The organism is Phyllobacterium calauticae (assembly GCF_019991125.1).
In the GTDB taxonomy this organism is placed as follows: Bacteria; Pseudomonadota; Alphaproteobacteria; order Rhizobiales; family Rhizobiaceae; genus Phyllobacterium; species Phyllobacterium calauticae.
The window spans coordinates 384431-404613 of the sequence record NZ_JAGENB010000002.1 but is presented as its reverse complement, the minus strand read 5'-3'; the positions used below and the strand labels follow the sequence as shown (position 1 = coordinate 404613).

The following is a 20183-nucleotide window of genomic DNA, read 5'->3' as shown; positions in this document are numbered from 1 at the left end:
CTGCACGCGACTTGTCCAGTTGTAACTCTGTGTGAGAGAACCGCAAGGGTTGGGGAAGAAAGTCAGTGAGATAATCAATACGGTATTGTTATGCCGGTTGATCCGGGCAGCCCAGAGGGGGGGGTGTAACCCTATAGAACCCCTTCACTCCTCATCGTCGTCGCTGGGTTCCCAGTCGGTGACCCGGACAAAGCGCTCCTGTTCGCCGGTCCGTTCAAACACGCTGCCGACCGGCGAGTCGAGCAGCGGAATGATGCTGGGATCGTAGTTGGCGATGGTGTTGACGTCGAAAATCCCGCTGTTGTCCGGGTCTTCCATGTAGTCGTCGCTCTCGAAGCCCGAGAGAAAACGCCAGCCGCTGTCCAGTGCGTTGTCGGGATCCTCGCGGTACATGAAGCGCACGGGATAGCCGTCAATTGTAATCGTATCGGTTGCAATACAGCCGCCGTAATTGCGGACCAATGGCCGTATCTCGTCTTTGCTGAGTCGATAGGTTTTATCCATGCCCGATTTTAATTGATCGTCAGCGACTTGGCGAGTCTGCGGAAGCGGTCGGCAAATTTATCCCTTTCACTGCCCCGCACGATCAGGATGGCGCGAACGTAGCGGTCGCCGGCAAACCGGGCGATCTGGGCAACATAAAGCGCATCTCCGCTGGTCGCGTCCTTGGCGCTGCCGTCAATATCCACCCATTCGCCGCCATCGGCCGGCGCGCTGCTTTCATTGTCCGAGCGCACATCCTTGATCCCGGTCAGCGACGCAAAGGCCTTCCTGGCAAAGTCCATGCGGGCGGCAGCCTCGGGCGCATTGCCGAGATTGGACGCGATGATGATCACCGGCTGCGCCGCGCTGGCGGGTACGTCCTGCGGTCCATCGGTCAGGAGATAGGTTGCCCCGGCAATGGCGCGGATCGGGCGAAACCCGGCGAGATCGCCCACCTTGAACGGCAGGGCGGCGATCTGTTCGTCAAGGGTTGGCGGCGTGCGCACCGCGATCGAGCGCAATGTGTCCTCGACATCCGCATCCGATGGCGCACCGGCAACCCCGTCGGGAATTTGCATGGTGACCATCGTCGTGGTTGTCGGCGCCTGCGACAGGACAATCCATTTGCGGTATTTGATGCCGGAGGCAATCTGGCTGCCGTGAATATATTTGGCTGCGGAGGCGCCCTTCACCTGCCAGTCCTGCGCGGCACCACTGACAACGATGCCCGTGGGCGCCAGACCTTCCGCATTGAACTTGGCGGAGATTTGCGCATAGGCATCCACCGGCAGCTCGGTCAAGACAATGGTCGCGCCCATCGCCGGGTCTTCAAAGCCGCTGAACGTCGACGATGGCTGCATGTTCCGGGGAATGACCAGGCCAACGCTGGAGCCTTCCGGGAAAACAGCCTCCTGCGCAAAGCCCGCCTGCACATGCGCAAGCGATATCATCATGAAGACCAGAAAGGCAGTTATGTAGCGCATGAAGGCATTTCCCGTCGCGTTCCGTTGTTGTGACTAGCAGTGCCCGGAACGGTCTGGCAAGCCATTGGTTTCATGGGGACGGAAATGTGTGATGCATGACTTATAGTGCGTGGTTCGACGGGCGCACCGTGAGGCTTGTCAGCTCAGATATTTCTTGAAGAACGCAACCGTGCGGCTCCAGGCGAGATCGGCGGCTTCCTTGCTGTAGCGGGCGGTAGACGTATCGTTGTTGAACGCGTGGTTGACGCCGTCATAGACCTCGATGTCGAAGGTCTTGCCATTGTCCTGCAGCGCTTTCCTGTAGCCATCGATGCCCGCATTGATCCGCGTGTCGAGCCCAGCATAATGCAGCAGCAGCGGCGCCTTGATCTTTGCAACATCCTCGGCCTTGGGCTGGCGGCCGTAATAGGCCACACCGGCGTCAAGGTCCGACGAATTGACGGCCAGATCGTTGACCAGCCCGCCGCCCCAGCAAAAGCCCATCACGCCGACCTTGCCGTTGGCATACTTTGCCGCTTTGAGATAGGCGATCGTCTCGACGCCTTCGGCGATGGTCTTTTCGGGGTCGAGATTGGCAATCAGGTCGCGCGCCTTGTCTTCGTCCGAAGGCGTGCCACCGACCGACGACAGGAAGTCCGGGGCGAAAACCGTAAAGCCTTCCAGTGCCATGCGCCGGGCAATATCGCGGATATGGCCGTTGAGACCGCGATTCTCGTGAATGACCACGACCACCGGCAGTTTCGCCGTCGTGTCGGTCGGGCGCACACTGTAGCCCTTCATGTCTCCCACATCGCCCGAATGGATCAGGTCCTTGGTGAGCAGGCGCGGATCGTCGGACGCGACAACCGCAGCCTGTGCGGAATTTGCCGCCAGCATCGGTGCAATGACCGCGGCTGCGGCGCCGGAGCCCGCCAGTTTGGCGAGCTTGTCCATGAAGGACCGGCGGTCGAGGGTCAGATGCGTGTATTCGTCATAAGCATCGACCATGGCCTGACTGATCGTGGGAGTTTTCTTCGGCTTGTCCATTGTGGCTCTTTCCATCGAAAAGGACTGCCGGGCCATCAACCCCCCGCCGTTTCCCATCACCCTTTCAGGCGATGCGAAAGGACACCGGTGGAGAGCGCAACGCCGAGTCCAGTCATCACTGTGGCGCCAATTTCCCAGACGCCGACCGCCTCGTCAAGGCAGGCAGCGCCGGATTGCCCCGGCGCTGTCCCGCACGCAAAACCTACTTGTCCTCGCAAAAGCTGATCCGGTTGCTGAATGGATCGATCACGTGCACCTCGCGGCCCCAGGGCGCTTCATCGAGACCCGGCTTCATGAAGCGGTAGTTCCTGGCATGAAGCTCCTTGTGAAACGCCTCGATCCCCGTCATGCGCACGAAAACCCGGGCGCCCGGGCTGGCATCGCCGGAATGTTCGCTCAGATGCAGCGTCAGGCCGGAGCGCGTCACCTGACAGTAAAGCGGCATGTTGTCCTCGAACCGGTGCTCCCAGTCGAGGGTGAAGCCGAGATAGTCCAGGTAGAATTCCTTGGCCTTGTCCACGTCGAAAATCCGCAGGATCGGGTTGGCCGGTCCAAAGGAGATGGCTCTCTTCGGCGCGGGCCCGTCCTCCACAATCTTTGCCGCAAGCACGTTCCAGTTGTCGAGACCGAACCCGGCCGCAACAAGCTCCAGACCGTCACTGTGGGAAATCTCGATATTTTTGGCGGCAAGCGCCTGTCGCAGCGATTTGGCCATCGCCTTGGCGTCATGAAATGTACGCATCGTCTATCCTTCATAGGGTGAACGCGGAAAGTCAGTGCCCGCATTGCCGACCCGTTCACCATGCAAAGGATGAAACGCAGCATCGTTCGATACATTCACCATGGGTTGAACCCCCGCGAGCGGCTGGCCGTATCTGCCTGGTGAATTGATATGAGCAGTTTTGCGCCGCGTCAACTGGATTAAAACAGTCAACAAAAACCCTCCCGGTTGCCGACCCGGGAGGGTGCGATGGTGCGCCCCGCCTATTTCGGCAGGGTATAGGCGATGACGTAGTCACCGGCCTTGGTGTTGATCGAGCCGTGGCCGCCGGCGACGATGACGACGAACTGCCGCCCGTCGGGCAGTGCATAGGACATGGGTGTGGACTGTCCGCCCGCGGGAAGACGCCCTTCCCACAGCTGCTTGCCCGTGGTCACGTCATAGGCACGCAGATAATTGTCGACCGTTGCGCCAAGGAATGCGACGCCGCCCGCCGTGATGATCGGGCCGCCCAGCCCCGGCACCCCGACCTTGAGCGGCAGGGGCAGCGGCGAGGAATCGTACACCGTGCCGTTGCGGTGCTTCCAGGCGATCTTGCCTGTGCGCAGGTCCGCCCCCGCCACATAGCCCCAGGGCGGGGTCTGGCATGGCAGGCCGAGCGGTGAGACGAACGGTCCCATCACCACCGCATAGGGTGCGCCTTCATTGCGGTTGAGCCCCTGTTCGCTGCCCTTGGTGCCCGCACCCGGTGCCGGTACATCGGCGCGCGGCACGAGCCGTGAAGTGAAGGCGAGATAGGTCGGCATGCCGAACATCACCTGCCGCTCCGGATCGACCGCCACGCCGCCCCAGTTGAACACGCCGAAATTGCCGGGATAGATCAGCGAGCCCTGCAGCGACGGCGGCGTATAGCGCCCTTCATAGCGCAGCTTGAGGAAATGGATGCGGCAGGCGAGCTGGTCGAACAGCGTCACGCCCCACATGTCCTTGCCCTGCAGCGGTCGCGGTATGAATGTCAGGCCGGAAACCGGCTGTGTCGGCGAGGTGTGGTCGCCCTCGATGGCACCGCCCGGGGCAGGCACCTCCTCGACCGGGATGATCGGCTCGCCCGAACGCCGGTCGAGCACGTAGATATCGCCCTGCTTTGTCGGACCGACCAGTGCCGGAACCGCTCCGCTTGCGGTGTTGATGTCGACAAGACTTGGCTGCGAGGGCACGTCCATGTCCCAGAGATCGTGATGCACGGTCTGGCGCACCCAGCGCATCTGCCCGGTGTTGAGATCGAGCGCCACGATGGAGGACGAGAATTTCTCCACATTGGCGGACCGCCCGGCGCCAAGCTGGTCCGGCGTCTGGTTGCCGAGCGGCACATAGATGAGCCCGAGTTTTTCATCGGCGCTGGAAATCGACCAGCTGTTGGGAGAATTGGCGGTGTATTTCTGTCCCTCCGGCAGCGGTGTCGTCACATCGGGATTGCCGGAATCCCAGTTCCACACCAGCGCGCCGGTGTTGATATCGAAGGCGCGGATGACGCCGGACTGTTCGTGGATCGAATAGTTGTCATTGACCGCGCCTCCGACAATGATCTTGCCCGCGGCAATGACCGGCGGCGAGGTCGAATAGTAGTACCCGGCGGGGTTATAAGGCATGCCGGTTTCCAGATGGATGGTGCCCTTGTCGCCAAAAGCCGGGCAGATCTGGCCATTGGCCGCATCGAGCGCGATCAGCCTTGCATCGGCGGTCGGCATATAGACCCGCTCGGCGCAGGGTTGTCCGGCCGCGACGGTGGCATCGGCATAGTAGGACACGCCGCGGCAGGTCTGGTGCTGCCGGTCGTCATTGTCTTTCACCTGCGGATCGAAGCGCCATTTTTCCTTGCCGCTGGCGGCATCGAGCGCAATGACGAAATTATGCGGCGTGCAGATATAGAGCGTGTCGCGCACCTTGAGCGGTGTCACCTGATAGGTCGTTTCCGGAACATCGGTGGAGCGGCGCACATCGCCGGTCTGGTAGGTCCAGGCCACATGCAGCTTGGCGACATTGTCGGACGTGATCTGCTTCAGCGGCGAATAGCGCTGGCCGTAGAGGCTGCGGCCATAGAAGTGCCAGTCGTCATTGGGCACGCCGCCGATATCGGGCGTGGCGGTCACCGCCTCCCGGCTCAGCTGGCCGGGAAGATCGAGCGGGTCCCGGGTCATGGAATAGCCGGCAACGCCGAGCGCCACCAGAACGGCCAGCCAGAGCGGCGCTGCCCCCAGGGAGGCAGAGCCGGCATCGGCACGGGTCAACCGGCCGCGCACCCACGGTGTCAGGAGCCAGAGCCCGAGCAGGATGATCACGCCGCCGCGCGGCGCCAGCTGCCACCAGTCGAAGCGGATTTCCCAGATGGCCCAGCCCAGCGTGCCGATCACCAGCAGCGCATAGACCGGCAATGCGGCCGAGCGCCGCCGGAAGAGGAGAATGGATGTGACGAGAAAGGCGAGCGCGGCGATGACGTAGTACCAGCTGCCGCCGAGAACGGCGAGCCAGACGCCACCCGCACCCAGGGCAGCCGCGATGATCAGAAAAAGGAGAGCCGTCAGAGTGATTGCCATGGCAGGGGTCCTTTCCAAGCTCAATCAAGATCGAATGGTCCTGACATGAGGCTGCGAACGGGCCATCGGCTGCCAGATTCCTCTCTTTGACAGGCCTATGCCTTAAATCCGATGCGTGCAATATCAGCGATTGAAAATTTCAATCGCAAGTTTCGGGGGAAACTCTGCGCTAAATGCTGTATGTTCTTGCTTTGTATCGGATCGGTCTGGTTTTTCGATGCCGAATCACTACATTGGAGTGAAATGTCCGGATTGCCTGACGATATACCGTTCTTCGATGAACCTGATGCGCCTCGCCAGCCGCAGGGCATAGCTGCACGCGCCATGCAGGCGCGCGGCGCGCCGCCCTACCTCAATGGCCTCAACCCGGAACAGCGCCTTGCGGTTGAAACAACCGAAGGGCCGGTACTGGTTCTCGCCGGTGCCGGAACCGGCAAGACACGGGTGCTGACCTCGCGCATCGCCCACATCCTCTCCCTCGGCAAGGCCTATCCCAGCCAGATTCTTGCGGTGACCTTCACCAACAAGGCGGCGCGCGAGATGAAGGAGCGCATCGGCGTTCTCGTCGGCGGTGCCGTGGAAGGCATGCCGTGGCTCGGCACGTTCCACTCCATCGGCGTCAAGCTGTTGCGCCGTCATGCGGAACTGGTCGGCCTGCGCTCGGATTTCACCATTCTCGACACGGATGATGTCATCCGGCTGATCAAGCAGATCATTCAGGCTGAAGGGCTCGACGACAAGCGCTGGCCTGCCAAGCAGTTCGCGCTGATGATCGACGGCTGGAAGAACAAGGGTCTTGGACCTTCTGAGATTCCCGAGGGCGACGCCCGCGCCTTTGCCAACGGCAAGGGCCGCGAACTCTATACCGCCTATCAGAACCGCCTGAAGACGCTCAATGCCTGCGATTTCGGCGATCTGCTCTGCCATCCCATCCGCATGTTCCGCGCCTATCCGGATGTGCTGAAGGAATATCACGCCAAATTCCGCTACATCCTTGTCGACGAGTATCAGGACACCAACACCGCCCAGTACATGTGGCTGCGCCTGATCGCGCAGGGCTCGAAGAATGTCTGCTGCGTCGGCGATGACGACCAGTCGATCTATGGCTGGCGCGGTGCCGAAGTCGACAATATCCTGCGCTTCGAGAAGGATTTTCCCGGCGCGGTCGTGATCCGGCTGGAGCGCAATTACCGCTCGACGGCGCATATTCTCGGCGCGGCATCCTTCCTCATCTCCCACAATGAGGGCCGTCTCGGCAAAACCCTGTTCACCGATGCGCCGAATGCCGAAGATGCCAAGGTCAATGTCCACGCCGCCTGGGATTCCGAAGAGGAAGCCCGCGCGGTCGGCGAGGAAATCGAGCAGGCGCAGCGCAGGGGGCACAAGCTCAACGACATGTCGATCCTCGTGCGCGCCTCCTTCCAGATGCGCGAATTCGAAGACCGTTTCGTTACCCTCGGCCTGAACTACCGGGTTGTCGGCGGCCCGCGGTTCTACGAGCGCCTCGAAATCCGCGATGCCCTCGCCTATTTCCGCGTCGTGGCTCAAGGGTCCGATGACCTTGCGCTGGAGCGCGTCATCAACACGCCCAAGCGCGGCCTCGGTGAAGCCGCCGTGCGGCAGGTGCATGACTATGCCCGCGCCCGCGACATCGCCATGCTCGAGGCCGCCACTGATCTGGTGCAGACGGAAGAGCTGAAGCCCAAACCCCGTTCCGCCCTGCGGGAAGTGGTTGAAAACTTCCACCGCTGGCAATCTTTGATTGATTCCACGCCGCACACGCAGCTCGCAGAGATGATTCTCGACGAATCCGGCTATACTGCCATGTGGCAGGCCGACCGGTCGGCGGAAGCGCCGGGCCGGCTGGAAAACCTGAAAGAACTCATCCGCTCCATGGAGGAGTACGAGTCCCTGCGTTCCTTCCTCGAGCACGTGGCTTTGGTCATGGATGCCGAGCAGAACGAGAATCTCGATGCGGTCAACATCATGACGCTGCATTCGGCCAAGGGGCTGGAATTCGAGACTGTCTTCCTGCCCGGCTGGGAGGAAGGCCTGTTCCCGCATCAGCGTGCGCTGGATGAGGGCGGCCGCTCCGGCCTTGAGGAAGAACGGCGCCTCGCCTATGTCGGCCTGACCCGCGCCAAGAAGAACCTGCACATCTGGTTTGTCTCCAACCGGCGTATCCATGGCCTCTGGCAATCGACCATACCGTCCCGTTTCCTCGAGGAATTGCCGGAAGCGCACGTGGAAGTTGTTGCGACAGGCAATTCCTATGGCGGATACGGCTCCGGTGGCGGCTATGGCCAGTCGCGCTTTGACCGGGCCGATCCATTCGAGAATACCTATTCGACGCCCGGCTGGCAGCGCGCCCAGCAGAACCGCTCCGACGCCACGCGCAACAATTGGGGCTCGCGCTCCGGCGCAAAGGTCGAGCGCATCGGCTATGGCGAGACGGATTCCGGCCACGGTGCCGGACGCGGCTCGGTCAAGGGCCGCATGATCGATGGCGAGCTGGTCGCCAAATCCGTCAGCGAAACCCCGTCGAATTTCGACGTCGGCGACCGGGTGTTCCACATCAAGTTCGGCAACGGCAATGTCTCATCCATCGAAGGCAACAAACTGACCATCGATTTCGACAAGGCCGGGCAAAAACGCGTGCTCGACAGTTTTGTGAAGCAGATCTGAGCGGGCTGGGTTGTTTCAACCCCCTCTGGGCTGCCGCCCATCCCCCCCCACAAGGGGGGAGATGTCCGGTAGGACAGAGGGGGGTGCAAACCCAACGGAAACACCCCAAACCTATTCCGGCTTGCCTTTTGTCCATGTGACATTTCCGGCAAACAACGGAATGGTCGAGATCGAGGTTTTGGCCGATCCATCCTGCACCTGGCTCGCATGGGCGAGATAGATCAGCGCATTGTTCTGCTTGTCGTAGATGCGGGTGATGTTCAGCTTCTTCCAGATCAGGCTGGTGCGTTCGGAAAACACCCGCTCGCCGCCCTCGCCCAGCTTGATGTCGCCGATGACGATCGGGCCGGTCTGCTGGCAGGAGATCGAGGCATTGGACGGATCCTCGAACCAGTTGCCCTTCTGCAGCCGGTCGATCACGCCGCGCGAAAACGAGGCGAGATGGCAGGTCACCCCCTGGATCTTCGGGTCGGCAACCGCATCGATGACAATGTCATTGCCCAGCCAGTCGACGCCGACCTTGCCGACCTCCTCCGCCTGAGCCGGCAGGATGGCGGCGCCCAGAAGGGCCAGAGCAGCGAGCATATGCTTCATCGAGAATCTCCTGAAATGGTTGGGTTGCCAGAGACAGTTGGATACGGCGTTGTGGAATTGCAAGCAGAACGGCCCGCCGCTCCTATCGTTCCCACTTCGCCAGAAAATCCTCGATGCCCAGCGACTGGATATCGGGGATGGCCTCGAAAATCGTCGTCGCGGGCCAGTCCCACCAGGCCAGCGCCATCAGGCGCTCGGCAATGGCGGCGGGAAAACGCGGACGGATCAGGCGCGCCGGATTGCCCGCGACGATGGTGTAGGGCGCCACGTTTTTGGTCACCACCGCATTGGCACCGATCACCGCGCCGTGGCCGATGCTGATGCCGGGCATAATGACGGCGCCATGGCCGATCCACACATCATGGCCGATGCTGACGCGCTTGGCCTGCCGCCGGGCACGGAAACCGAAATCGACCCCCTGATACCGGAAAAACTCATTGGGGCGATAGCTCACCTTGTGGGTGGTCAGCCGTTCCATCGGATGTTCCAGCGCGTTGATGCGCGTATTGGACGCGATGGAGCAGAAGCGGCCTATATCCGCATAGATGCCTTCGCTGTGGCGTTCGATGTAGGAAAAATCCCCCATCGTCACGTCGCGCAGGATCACCCGCTCGCTGACCTCGGCGAAACGGCCGAGCTTGACGCCCTTGAGCTGTGCCGTCGGGTGGATGCGCGGTTCGGGATTCTGGAAGCGGAGGTCGTCGGGATCAGCCATCGTGCTTTCTCAAATAAGGTTGCGGCAATTCTTTTGCATAAAAGCCGGTGAAATCCTATAATCCCCGCATGAAATCATCCTATTCCATCAGCCCATCGCGATTGACGCTCTACACGACACTGGCACTCTTTGCAGCCATGGCGACGGGAGCAACCTTTGCCGCATGGTTCAACCATGGCGATACGATCTTCCTGTCGCTGATCCAGGCTGGTCTTTCCTGGTGCATATAGAAGCGCCAACGCAGCCCCCAGAGGAAATGTACTTATGAACAGACGTCTGATGCCGTTTCTTGTCGTGGCGATCATGCTGCTGGCCGCCGCGGCCGGATGGATCACGTTCCAGTCCTACCGGCATCAGCCGGGCTCCGCCAATGCCGGCCCCTTCGGCGTACCGTTTCAGCTTGTGACCATGAACGGCGAGCCGGTCACCGAGGCGGCGTTCCGCCAAAAACCGTCGGCGGTGTTCTTCGGCTTCACCCATTGCCCGGAAATCTGCCCGACCACCCTGTTCGAACTCGATGCCTGGCTGAAGCAGCTCGGGCCTGAAGGCCAGAATATCAACGCCTATTTCGTCACCGTCGATCCCGAGCGCGATACCGCCGACGTCATGAAAACCTATGTCGGCAATGTCTCGGACCGCATCACCGGCATAACCGGCGATCCGGACAAGATGGCGGCGATGCTCAAGGGCTACAGCGTCTATGCGCGCAAGGTTCCCACCCAAGGCAGTGACTACACCATGGACCACACCGCCTCGGTCTTTCTTCTGGATAGCAAGGGCGGTTTCTTCGGCACCATTGCCTATGGCGAAAATCCTGATACGGCTGTGGCAAAGCTGAAACGTCTGGCCAAGAGCTAGAGACTACCCCGAAAGTATCCGACCCGATGACCCAGACCCGCCTGTTCCTCACCGCTGGCAAGATCGAAGCCGACCGCGTGTTCGACCTGCTGCAGCTTGCCTTCGAAGAGGATGGCCTGCCGATTTCCACTTTCGAAGTGGACGAGGATGCGGAAATCTTCGACGTCTCGGTCTATACGTTCGAGCCCGACGAGATCGAGCCGCGCATCCGCGATATCCTGGACAGCCATGCCTTCAGCCTCGACGTGCAGCGCGAACAGGTACCCGATATCGATTGGGTCGCCCATTCGCTCGAAGGCCTCTCGCCGGTGCGTGCCGGACGGTTCTTCGTGCACGGCTCGCACGACCGCGACAAACGCCGCATCAACGACCTCGGCATCGAGATCGACGCCGGTCTTGCCTTCGGCACCGGCCACCACGGCACGACCTCCGGCTGCCTCGACATGATCGGCGAGGTGATCCGCCGCGAACATCCGCGCAATGCGCTGGATCTGGGCACCGGCAGCGCCGTGCTGGCCATCGGCATTGCCAAGCTTGCCCCCATTCCGGTTCTGGCGACGGATATCGATCCGGTGGCGGTGGCGGTGGCGCAGGACAACGTGGTGAAGAACGGCGTCGCCGCGCGCGTCCAGACGGAGACGGCCACGGGCTTCCATCACCCGGCCATGCGCTTTGCCGCGCCGTTCGACCTGATCGTCGCCAATATCCTCGCCCGCCCGCTGATGCAGCTCGCGCCTGAGATGCGCAAGCATCTGGCCTGGGGCGGTTCCCTCATTCTCTCCGGCATTCTGGAAACCCAGCGTGACAAGGTGCTGGCGGCCTATCGCGTACAGGGGCTTTTCCATCAGAAAACGCTGCGGCGCGAGGGCTGGGTCACCCTGCACCTCAAGGCGAAATCCACCTACTGAATCAAAAGGGCAGCTTTCGCTGCCCTTTGTTTGAGACGGCGCAGACGATGTGCCCGGTTCTTTGGCGCGTGCCGTCTTGAAAAACCCGGTGCAAACCGCGCGCCTCCATTGCCTCCGCCGTGATCGAAAGATAGGTTCCATCACCCAACAGCAGAGGTTTGCATCACCATGTTCCAGTCGTTTGAGGTCGTCAGCAATCCGGCCACCGGCGCCCCGCGCGTCGCCAAGCTGCGCGCCGAACTCGAATCCCTCGGTCTTGACGGTTTTCTCGTTCCCCGTGCGGACGAACACCAGGGCGAATATGTACCGCCGCGCGCCCAGCGCCTGGCCTGGCTGACCGGTTTCACCGGTTCCGCCGGTGTCGTGCTTGTCCTGAAAAACAAGGCGCATCTCTTTGTCGACGGCCGCTACACGCTGCAGGCAGCCGAGCAGACCGACCCGGCGGTTTTCAGCGTGGAAAGCCTGGTGGAAACCCCGCCACCGGTCTGGCTGCGCAACAGCGGCCGCAAACTGACCATCGGCTTCGACCCGTGGCTGCACACCATTGCCGAAACCAAGGCGCTGCGCGAAGCGCTGGAAGCCAATAGCGGCACGTTGGTGGCGGTCGAGCACAATCTGGTCGATCTGGTCTGGGAAAACCAGCCTGCCCCGCCGCTCGAAGCCGTGACCATCCAGCCGGAAAAATATGCCGGGAAACTCGCCAGCGACAAGTTGAAGGAACTGGCCGAAGCGGTGGAGAAGGCCAAGGCTGACGCAACCGTCCTGACCGATCCCTCCTCCATTGCCTGGGCCTTCAACATCCGCGGCAACGACGTCAGCAACACGCCGCTGCCCCTGTCCTTCGCCATCATCCCGGTGTCCGGCGAACCGCTGCTCTTCATCGACAAGCGCAAGCTGCCAATCGAGACGGAGGCTTACCTGACCCAGCTCTCAACGCTGCGCCCGCCATCGGCCCTTGAAGCTGATGTCGCCAGCCTCGGCGCACAGGGCAAGGCCGTGATGCTCGACCCGGCGCTCGCGGCGGAAAAACTGCGGCTCGTGGTCGACCATGCCGGCGGCAGGATTGTCGAAGGTACGGATCCTGCCCGCCTGCCCCGCGCCCTGAAAAACGCCGCTGAACTGGCCGGCGCACGCAAAGCGCATGAGCGCGACGGCATTGCCATGGTGTCATTCCTGGCCTGGGTCGACGCGCAGGCACCCGGCACCATCGACGAGATCGATGCGGCGAAGAAGCTGGAGGAAACCCGCCGCAGCGTGGCCGAAGGGTTCCAGATGCCGCTGGAAAACCTTTCGTTCGACAGCATATCCGGTGCTGGTCCGAATGGCGCCTTTGCCCATTACCGCGTCAACACCCAGTCAAACCGTAAGTTGCAGGATGGCGAGCTCTATCTGATCGACAGCGGCGGCCAGTACCGCGACGGCACGACCGATATCACCCGTACCCTGCCGGTCGGCAAGCCGACGGACGACATGAAACGCAAGTTCACACTGGTGCTCAAAGGCGTCATCGCCATCACCACCGCGCGCTTCCCCAAGGGCACGCGCGGCATGGACATCGACGTACTCGCCCGTATCGCCCTGTGGAAGCAGGGCTATGATTACGGCCACGGCACCGGCCATGGCGTCGGCTCGTTCCTGTCGGTGCATGAGGGTCCGCAGAGCATTTCCAAGCGCGGCACGCACGAACTGCTGCCCGGCATGATCCTGTCCAACGAACCCGGCTACTACAAGCCCGGCGGCTACGGCATCCGCACGGAAAACCTGCTCATTGTCACGGAACCTGTCGTGCCCGAGGGCGGCGATATCCCGATGATGGGTTTCGAAACGATCACGTTCTGCCCGATCGACAAGCGCCTGATCGATACCAGCCTGCTGATCCGGGAAGAGCTGGTATGGCTCGATTCCTATCACGCACAGGTGCGCAAGGTTCTGCTGCCGCACACCAGCGCGGCTGACCGCGACTGGCTGATCAAGGCAACCGAACCGCTCGGGTAATTTATACGGGAAGCTGGCGCAGCAGGATGATCATGGCTGCGCCGGCGAGAAACATCGTCAGCGCATTGAACCGCAGGGAAACCAGCCCGGCAAACACCAGCGCAACCACGCCGCGCCAGTCCGCCGTGGCGATGGCGGGCGCGACCAGCGTCGTCAGAACCGCAGCAGGCACGGCATTGAGCGCCACTTCGACGCGCGGATGCACGCGGTCGAAGCGCGACAGGACGAGATGACCGCCGATGCGGGTCAGGAACGTCAGCACGGCACCGGCCAGGATGATCCAGAAGATCGTCGACATCTCAGTTCTCCCCCGTAGTTTTATCGGGTTTCGCCACGATCACGGCGGTCAGGATACCCGCGAGCGCGCCGATGCTGACATGCCAGGGCGAGCCGATGGTCTTGGCCGCCACAATCGATGCGATGCCGCTGGCGATAACGATGGGCGCCCAGTTGGAGCGTTTGCGGAAACCCATGACCAGGCCGAGAAAATAGATCGGCAGCAGCATGTCGATCCCCAGCGCATGCGGATCCTTGATCAGATTGCCGAAGAGCCCGCCGATCCACGCTTCCACCACCCACATCACATAGATCGGCGTCGCCACGCCGAGATACCAGGCAAAGGTGACGGGCACGCCGGACTCCGCCCGCTTTTCGGTCTCGGCATATTGCGGATCGGTCAGCAGGAAATAGCTCAGCAGGCTTTCGGGAATGGTGAAATGACCGATGCGGCGGCCGACGGCAGCCGAATACAGCACATGGCGGAAGTTGACCGCGAAGATGGAAAAGACGATCAGCCAGGCCGGAATATTGTGGCCGAACAGTTCGATGCCGACCATCTGGCTCGCACCGCCAAAAATCGCCGCGCTCATCAGCACCGCTTCAAACACGGTAAAGCCGTTATCGATGGCAAGCGCGCCGAACAGCAGGCCGAATGGCGCCGAGGCAATCATCACGGGAAGCCCACGACGGAACCCCTGCCAGAATTCCACGCCAAAGCCTGCCCGCCGCGCAACGGTGGTTTCGTCTTGATATGTTTGTTCGCTCATGATGAGCGTGGTCTAAGGCAGGTTGGCCAGCCTGTCACGTGAGAATTGTTGATCGCTATCATCAATGTTGCTGCAGCGTCGAACGGCCTGGCCAACTGCGTCGATAGTGTGCGTGTTTCGACACGCACACCAGACCCGGCTATCGGCTGAACTCAGAACTTCTGGGTCAGCGAAATGCGGAAGCTGCGGCCCACTTCGGCGTAGCGGTCGGCCACCGCGAGATTGATATCGTTCGGGACATCCGTGGCATTCCAGTATTTCTTGTCGAAGACGTTGAAGACACCGGCCTGGAGCTTCATGCCCTTGGCAAACTTCGGCTCCCAATAGGCTGTCGTATCGACGATGCCATAGCCTGGAGCAACGAAACCGCCGCCACTGACCTTGTCGCGCGCTGCAGCCATCGTCAGCGAAACATCGGCACCCCAGCTGTCGGCGTTGTAGCCGAGGCCGACAATCGCGCGGATCGGCGGGATGGAGTTCAGATATTCCTGGGTTTCGGTGTTCTTGCCCTGCGAGACGGCAACCGATGCCCATGTCACCCAGTTCTCGGCGAAATTGACGCGGCCATTGAGTTCGGCACCGTAGATCTGCACGCGATTGAGATTGGCATAACCGGTGATGCCGCCAACCGGATACTCGCCGCCGGGCGGTGCAATGGTCACGGTGTCGATGAAGTTGCGGTAGTAATTGTTGAAGACGCTGGCCGACAGCGCATATCTGTCGCTCTCATACTTGGCGCCAACCTCGAAACCGTTGCTGGTCTCCGCCTTCAGGCCGGGATTGCCGACACGGGCATAGGAACCGGGCGCGCCGTAGTTCTGGAACAGTTCCTGCGCGGACGGCGCGCGGAAGCCCTGAGCCCACTGCACATAGAAATCAAGCTCGCTGGTGGCGTGATAGGTCGCCCGCAGCTTCGGCGTAAAGCGCGAGTCGCTGTTGGACGCCGGCAGTGTCCCGTTAAAGTTGGGGCCATGCTCATAGGCTGCGGTCGACTGCGGATTGTGCTCGTACCAGTCGAAACGCCCGCCCGGCGTCAGGGTCAGACGGCCATTCAGAAGCTCGATATCATCCTCGGCATAGATGCCGAATCCGGTCGACTGCACGTCGGGCATATCGGAACTGTTGGCATGCAGCATGCGGCAGGTCTGCGGGCCGAAAGGCTGGGGCAATTTGCTCCAGTCGACGCTCGGGCAATTGTCGACGCCCGCCGCGTACTGATGCATGTTCTGCCGGTAGATTTCCGTACCGATACGGAACTTGTGCCTGATGTCGCCGATCTCGGCTTCCTTGACCACATAGCCGGTAAAGCCATAGGCATCGAGGTTCAGCTCGTTGTCGCGCTTGTACACGCCCGAGGGGAAGCCATAGCGGAACGGGTCGCCGCGAATGATCCGCGCCCTGGCATCCGGCAAGCGAATTGCATCGGTCGTATTGGTCAGGGTCTGCTGCGTCCAGTAGGCAACGGCGTGCGCCTCATCCACCCAGCCGCCCTTGTCCGGGGCGATGTAATCATAGCTGCCGGAAATGCGCTTGCGTTCATAAGTCTCGCCGGACTTGAAGCTGTCGGGCACATAGGCCGATGTCGTTCCGATGAAATTGTCCGAATCGGAATCCTTTTTGAAGATTTCGCCGGTCAGGCCGAAACGATGGCCGCCTTCGACATTCTGGTAGAGTTTTACCAGCACATTGCCCTGATCGTAATCGAGCGGATTGGCCTCGGTCCGTCCAGTGCCATAACCGCCGATATCACCGGGGGTGTCCTTTTCGTGGCCCTGGCGATAACCGCCCTGCACGAGGAATTCCGTGTTGCCCGCACGGGCTGCCACCGCCGCATTGGTGCGCCAGCTTTTGTCGCCGCTGTCATAGGTGCCCTTGGTCAGAACGCCCCAATTGCGCCCATCGCTGATGACATCGGACGGGTCGAGCGTGCGCATCTGGACAACCCCGCCCAGCGCGCCCGAACCGTAGCGGCTTGAGTCGGCGCCCTTGGTGATGTCAATCTTGGAGAGCCCGTCGAAATCGAAGCCGTCGAGACCGCCCTGCGTTCCGCGCGGATCGGAAATCCACGGCACGCGGATGCCATCGATCGTCGTCAGCACCCGGTCCTGGTCGAGACCGCGCAGATTGATACTCTTCGAGGTGGAATTGAAGTTGACGCCCGCATCGACCCGGCGGCCCAGATCCTGGAAATTATCGACCATCCGTTTCTGGATGGTTTCCCGCTCGGTCGTCGTCGTCAGCGGCGTCGCCTCCGTGCCGCTCTGATTGCGCTTGAGCACAATCGGCGCCAGCTCGATTGTTTCACCGGTTGCCGGTGCGCTTTGGGCAAACGCTGCGCCCGTGCCCAACCCCACAACCAGCAAGGTACCCGCGCTACCGCACATCAGGCGCGCAAGCATGTTCCGTGTCAAAACCATATCCAAACCCCCGAGAGAATGCTTGGCTGGCTTAACGTTGAGCGCGAAGACCGCGCCGTGTTCATGGCTTGCTGAGCGGAAATTATCTGCGTGTATTCACGCTGTACATTTGTTCAGTACAAAAACATGACTATAAAAGTCAATATTAAATACACCAATTATTTCAGGCCGATTTATTGGCCGGAACGGTGTTGCCGCAGCACCACATTTGTCCCGTCGGCACATCAGGAAACCAGCGTTCCCTCGATCTTTTTTCCCCAGTCGATAAGCGGCTTGGCCTTCAATGCAAAGGCGAAGAGTTCATCGGCAAGCGCCGGCGAGGTAATGCCGTCCGGATCAATGGGATGGCGCACGACGAAATGCCGGTTGCGCAGGGCTTCGACGAGGTCGGGATCGGTCACCGTTTCGAAGCCGCGCGGTGTGCGCTTCAGGCGGTCGTAATCGCTTAAGGTCAGTCCGCCCTTTTTCAATGCGGCCACCATGGCGCGGTAGTTCTCCGGCTTGTCGACGATGGCCTTGCGCATGGCTGCGAGAAGCTCCGGCTTCTGCTGCCACCACGCGACGGCGGCATAGCAGCCCTTGTAGTCCGCAAGGCCGACGCAGACGTAGAAACAGCCCGATTCGGCCCATTTGCTGCCATCGGGCGAAAGCAGTGCGGAGAGATGCCGGTTGTAGGGGCTCTTGTCCTTGGCAAAGCGCGTGTCCCGCTTGATGCGGAACTGCGATTTCTTGCGGTCCCCCTTGAACGGCAATCCGGCCTTTTCAAACCGGGCGATCAGATCATCGATCAGGTCGCCCAGCGGCTCGAGCAGATGGGCTTCGAACAGATCCTTGTTCTCAACGAACCATTCGCGGTTCTGGTGAAAATCAAGCGCCTTCAGGAAAGGCAGCGCCTTGTCGCCAAACCCTTTGAAAACCGGCTCGCTCATGCGCCCACCAGGGTAAACCAGGCATCTTCATCGATGACTTCGATGCCAAGGGACTGTGCCTGCGTCAGCTTGGAGCCGGCGCCCGGCCCGGCCACCACCAGATCGGTCTTTTTCGAGACGGACCCGGCCGTCTTGGCGCCGTAGCGTTCGGCCATGGCTTTCGCCTCGTCGCGCGACATGCGCTCCAGCGAACCGGTGAAGACAATGGTCTTGCCGACAACCGGCGAATTGCTGACGGTGCGCACCTCTTCGTCCAGCGGCGTGACTTCCGCCAGCAGGGCAGCCAGCGCCGTCCGGTTGTGCTCTTCCGCATAGAAATCGACGAGTGCCTCGGCCACGATGCTGCCGATGCCCTCGACATCATTGAGCTCGCGCCAGGCGTCGTTGCCCTTGTCGGACTTGTCCGCCGGCAGGGTCGCTGCCTGCGCAACGGCTGCTAGCGCCGCATAGGAGCGATAGGCCTTGGCCAGCCGCTTGGCATTGACCTCGCCGACATGGCGAATGCCCAGACCATAGATGAAGCGGCTCAGCGCCACCTGCCGCCGGTCATCGATCGCGTCATAGAGTTTCTTGACGGAGACAGCGCCGAAACCTTCGATGTTTTCCAGCTTGGCCAGCGATGCCGCCTGGCGTTTCTTCAGGGTGAAAATATCCGCAGGCGTGCCGATATGCAGGGCCGGATCGTCGGATTTGAAGAAGAACTCGACCTGCTTTTCGCCAAGCCCCTCGATGTCGAAGGCATTGCGCGAGACGAAGTGCCGGATGCGCTCCACCGCCTGCGCCGGGCAGATCAGCCCGCCGGTGCAGCGCCGGACCACTTCCCCCTCCTCGCGCACCGCATGCGAGCCGCAGGCCGGGCAGGTATCCGGGAAGACATAGGCGGACGGGCCGCGCGGCTTGTCCGCGACGATATCGACGATCTGCGGGATGACGTCGCCCGCCCGCTGCACCACGACGGTATCGCCGACGCGCAGGTCCCGCCCCTCGCGGACCGGCTGGCCGTTCTGGCCGATGCCTTTGATGTAGTCCTCGTTGTGCAGGGTCACATTGGTGACGACGACACCGCCGACCGTCACCGGTTCAAGCCGGGCGACAGGGGTCAGCGCGCCCGTCCGCCCGACCTGAATGTCGATACCGCGGAGGATGGTGATTGCCTGTTCCGCCGGGAACTTGTGGGCAATGGCCCAGCGCGGGCTGCGGGAGACAAAGCCCAGCCGCTGCTGCAAAGCGAGATCATCGACCTTGTAGACAACGCCGTCGATATCATAGCCCAGCGTCGCACGCTGTTCCTCGATCTGGTGATAATGCCTGACCAGGCCATCCACCGTCTCGAACTTCTGCATCAGCGGATTGACGCGGAAGCCGTAGGACTTGAACGCCTCCACCATGCCCATCTGCGTTGCTGCAGGCATGGCGCTGACCTCGCCCCAGGCATAGGCGAAAAACTGCAGCGGCCGCGATGCGGTGATCGTCGCGTCGAGCTGGCGCAGCGATCCCGCCGCCGCATTGCGCGGATTGGCGAAGACCGGCTTGCCATCCTGCGTCTGGCGTTCGTTCAGCGCGGCAAAATCCACATGGCTCATATAGACTTCGCCGCGCACCTCCAGCACCTCCGGCGGATTGCCGTTCAATACATTCGGAATGCTCGCGACCGTGCGGGCGTTGAGCGTGACGTTTTCACCCGTCGTGCCGTCGCCGCGGGTGGCGGCGGTGACCAGACGGCCCATCTCGTAGCGCAGCGACAGGGACAGTCCGTCGATCTTCGGTTCGGCGGTGATTTCAACAGGCGCGCTGGCGCCCAGCTTAAGGAAGCGGCGGATGCGGTCGACAAAATCCTGCACGTCCTGATCGGAAAAGGCGTTATCCAGCGACAGCATCGGAATGGAATGCGTGACCTTGCCGAACTTTTCAGAGACCGTCGCGCCCACCTTGTTCGAGGGGGAATCCTCGCGCTTCAGGTGCGGGAAACGCTGCTCGATGGCAAGGTTCCGCCGCCGCAGGGCGTCATATTCGCCATCGGATATCGTCGGCGCATCTTCCGTGTTGTAGCGGTAGTCGTGCTGGGCAATCTCCGCAGCCAGACGGCCGAGTTCCTCTGCCGCTTCTGCTTCGCTCAATTCTTCTACGGGAATGTCTGCCATGGCCTGTCCGACGCTGAAAATACGGATTCGGCGGGAGATTAACTGAAGCGGCGCGCAAATGCACCGTTCAAAATCAGCAGGATCCGCA

Annotated in this window: 17 protein-coding genes; 5 read left to right on the top strand and 12 right to left on the bottom strand. The window is 61.5% G+C overall.

Annotated elements, in window-relative coordinates; all coding sequences use genetic code 11:
- Positions 1-144 precede the first annotated feature (144 nt).
- The 5 genes from J1W56_RS07870 to J1W56_RS07850 form a co-directional block, all read right to left on the bottom strand.
- Positions 145-504: a DUF2185 domain-containing protein gene (locus J1W56_RS07870; RefSeq protein ID WP_223612758.1), complete on the bottom strand. Its 360-nt coding sequence runs from the start codon at positions 502-504 to the stop codon at positions 145-147.
- A gap of 8 nt (positions 505-512) precedes the next feature.
- Entirely contained in the window at positions 513-1466 is a 954-nt protein-coding gene (locus J1W56_RS07865; protein ID WP_223612757.1) for a hypothetical protein, read from the bottom strand.
- Positions 1467-1604: 138 nt separating this feature from the next.
- Positions 1605-2492 (bottom strand): dienelactone hydrolase family protein, encoded by an 888-nt coding sequence (locus J1W56_RS07860; protein ID WP_223612756.1) that lies wholly within the window; start codon positions 2490-2492, stop codon positions 1605-1607.
- A gap of 202 nt (positions 2493-2694) precedes the next feature.
- Positions 2695-3234: a glyoxalase superfamily protein gene (locus tag J1W56_RS07855; protein WP_223612755.1), complete on the bottom strand. Its 540-nt coding sequence runs from the start codon at positions 3232-3234 to the stop codon at positions 2695-2697.
- Positions 3235-3476: 242 nt separating this feature from the next.
- A complete protein-coding gene (locus tag J1W56_RS07850) occupies positions 3477-5807 on the bottom strand; it encodes a glucose/quinate/shikimate family membrane-bound PQQ-dependent dehydrogenase (protein ID WP_223612754.1) in 2331 nt (776 codons plus the stop codon).
- A gap of 243 nt (positions 5808-6050) precedes the next feature.
- Here J1W56_RS07850 and J1W56_RS07845 point away from each other — a divergent pair, with 243 nt between their 5' ends.
- Positions 6051-8492, top strand: a complete 2442-nt coding sequence (locus J1W56_RS07845; protein ID WP_223612753.1) for an ATP-dependent helicase — start codon at positions 6051-6053, stop codon at positions 8490-8492.
- A gap of 111 nt (positions 8493-8603) precedes the next feature.
- Here the strand turns inward: J1W56_RS07845 and J1W56_RS07840 are convergent, their stop codons facing one another.
- Together J1W56_RS07840 and J1W56_RS07835 are read right to left on the bottom strand one after the other, a co-directional pair.
- A complete protein-coding gene (locus tag J1W56_RS07840) occupies positions 8604-9086 on the bottom strand; it encodes a CreA family protein (RefSeq protein ID WP_223612752.1) in 483 nt (160 codons plus the stop codon).
- An 82-nt stretch (positions 9087-9168) separates the two neighbouring features.
- A complete protein-coding gene (locus tag J1W56_RS07835) occupies positions 9169-9801 on the bottom strand; it encodes a DapH/DapD/GlmU-related protein (RefSeq protein WP_223612751.1) in 633 nt (210 codons plus the stop codon).
- 68 nt (positions 9802-9869) lie between these two features.
- Here J1W56_RS07835 and J1W56_RS07830 point away from each other — a divergent pair, with 68 nt between their 5' ends.
- From J1W56_RS07830 to J1W56_RS07815, 4 genes are all read left to right on the top strand, one after another.
- Positions 9870-10031 (top strand): hypothetical protein, encoded by a 162-nt coding sequence (locus J1W56_RS07830; protein WP_223612750.1) that lies wholly within the window; start codon positions 9870-9872, stop codon positions 10029-10031.
- 34 nt (positions 10032-10065) lie between these two features.
- Entirely contained in the window at positions 10066-10659 is a 594-nt protein-coding gene (locus J1W56_RS07825; protein WP_223612749.1) for an SCO family protein, read from the top strand.
- 26 nt (positions 10660-10685) lie between these two features.
- Positions 10686-11567 carry a 50S ribosomal protein L11 methyltransferase gene (locus J1W56_RS07820; RefSeq protein ID WP_223612748.1) on the top strand — a complete coding sequence of 294 codons (882 nt, stop codon included), beginning with the start codon at positions 10686-10688 and terminating at the stop codon, positions 11565-11567.
- A 168-nt stretch (positions 11568-11735) separates the two neighbouring features.
- On the top strand, positions 11736-13562 hold the full coding sequence (locus J1W56_RS07815) for an aminopeptidase P family protein (RefSeq protein WP_223612747.1): 1827 nt from the start codon (positions 11736-11738) through the stop codon (positions 13560-13562).
- Position 13563: 1 nt separating this feature from the next.
- Here J1W56_RS07815 and J1W56_RS07810 read toward each other — a convergent pair whose 3' ends face one another.
- The 5 genes from J1W56_RS07810 to ligA form a co-directional block, all read right to left on the bottom strand.
- A complete protein-coding gene (locus J1W56_RS07810) occupies positions 13564-13860 on the bottom strand; it encodes an AzlD family protein (RefSeq protein ID WP_130270011.1) in 297 nt (98 codons plus the stop codon).
- 1 nt (position 13861) lies between these two features.
- A complete protein-coding gene (locus tag J1W56_RS07805; RefSeq protein WP_223612746.1) occupies positions 13862-14608 on the bottom strand; it encodes an AzlC family ABC transporter permease in 747 nt (248 codons plus the stop codon).
- A 152-nt stretch (positions 14609-14760) separates the two neighbouring features.
- Complete coding sequence (locus J1W56_RS07800; RefSeq protein WP_223612745.1) at positions 14761-17025, bottom strand: TonB-dependent hemoglobin/transferrin/lactoferrin family receptor; 2265 nt, start codon at positions 17023-17025, stop codon at positions 14761-14763.
- 224 nt (positions 17026-17249) lie between these two features.
- Entirely contained in the window at positions 17250-17954 is a 705-nt protein-coding gene (locus tag J1W56_RS07795; RefSeq protein ID WP_223612744.1) for a DUF2461 domain-containing protein, read from the bottom strand.
- Entirely contained in the window at positions 17951-20095 is a 2145-nt protein-coding gene (gene ligA, locus J1W56_RS07790) for an NAD-dependent DNA ligase LigA (RefSeq protein WP_223612743.1), read from the bottom strand. The genes J1W56_RS07795 and ligA overlap by 4 nt, the downstream gene beginning before the upstream one ends.
- Positions 20096-20183: the final 88 nt, after the last annotated feature.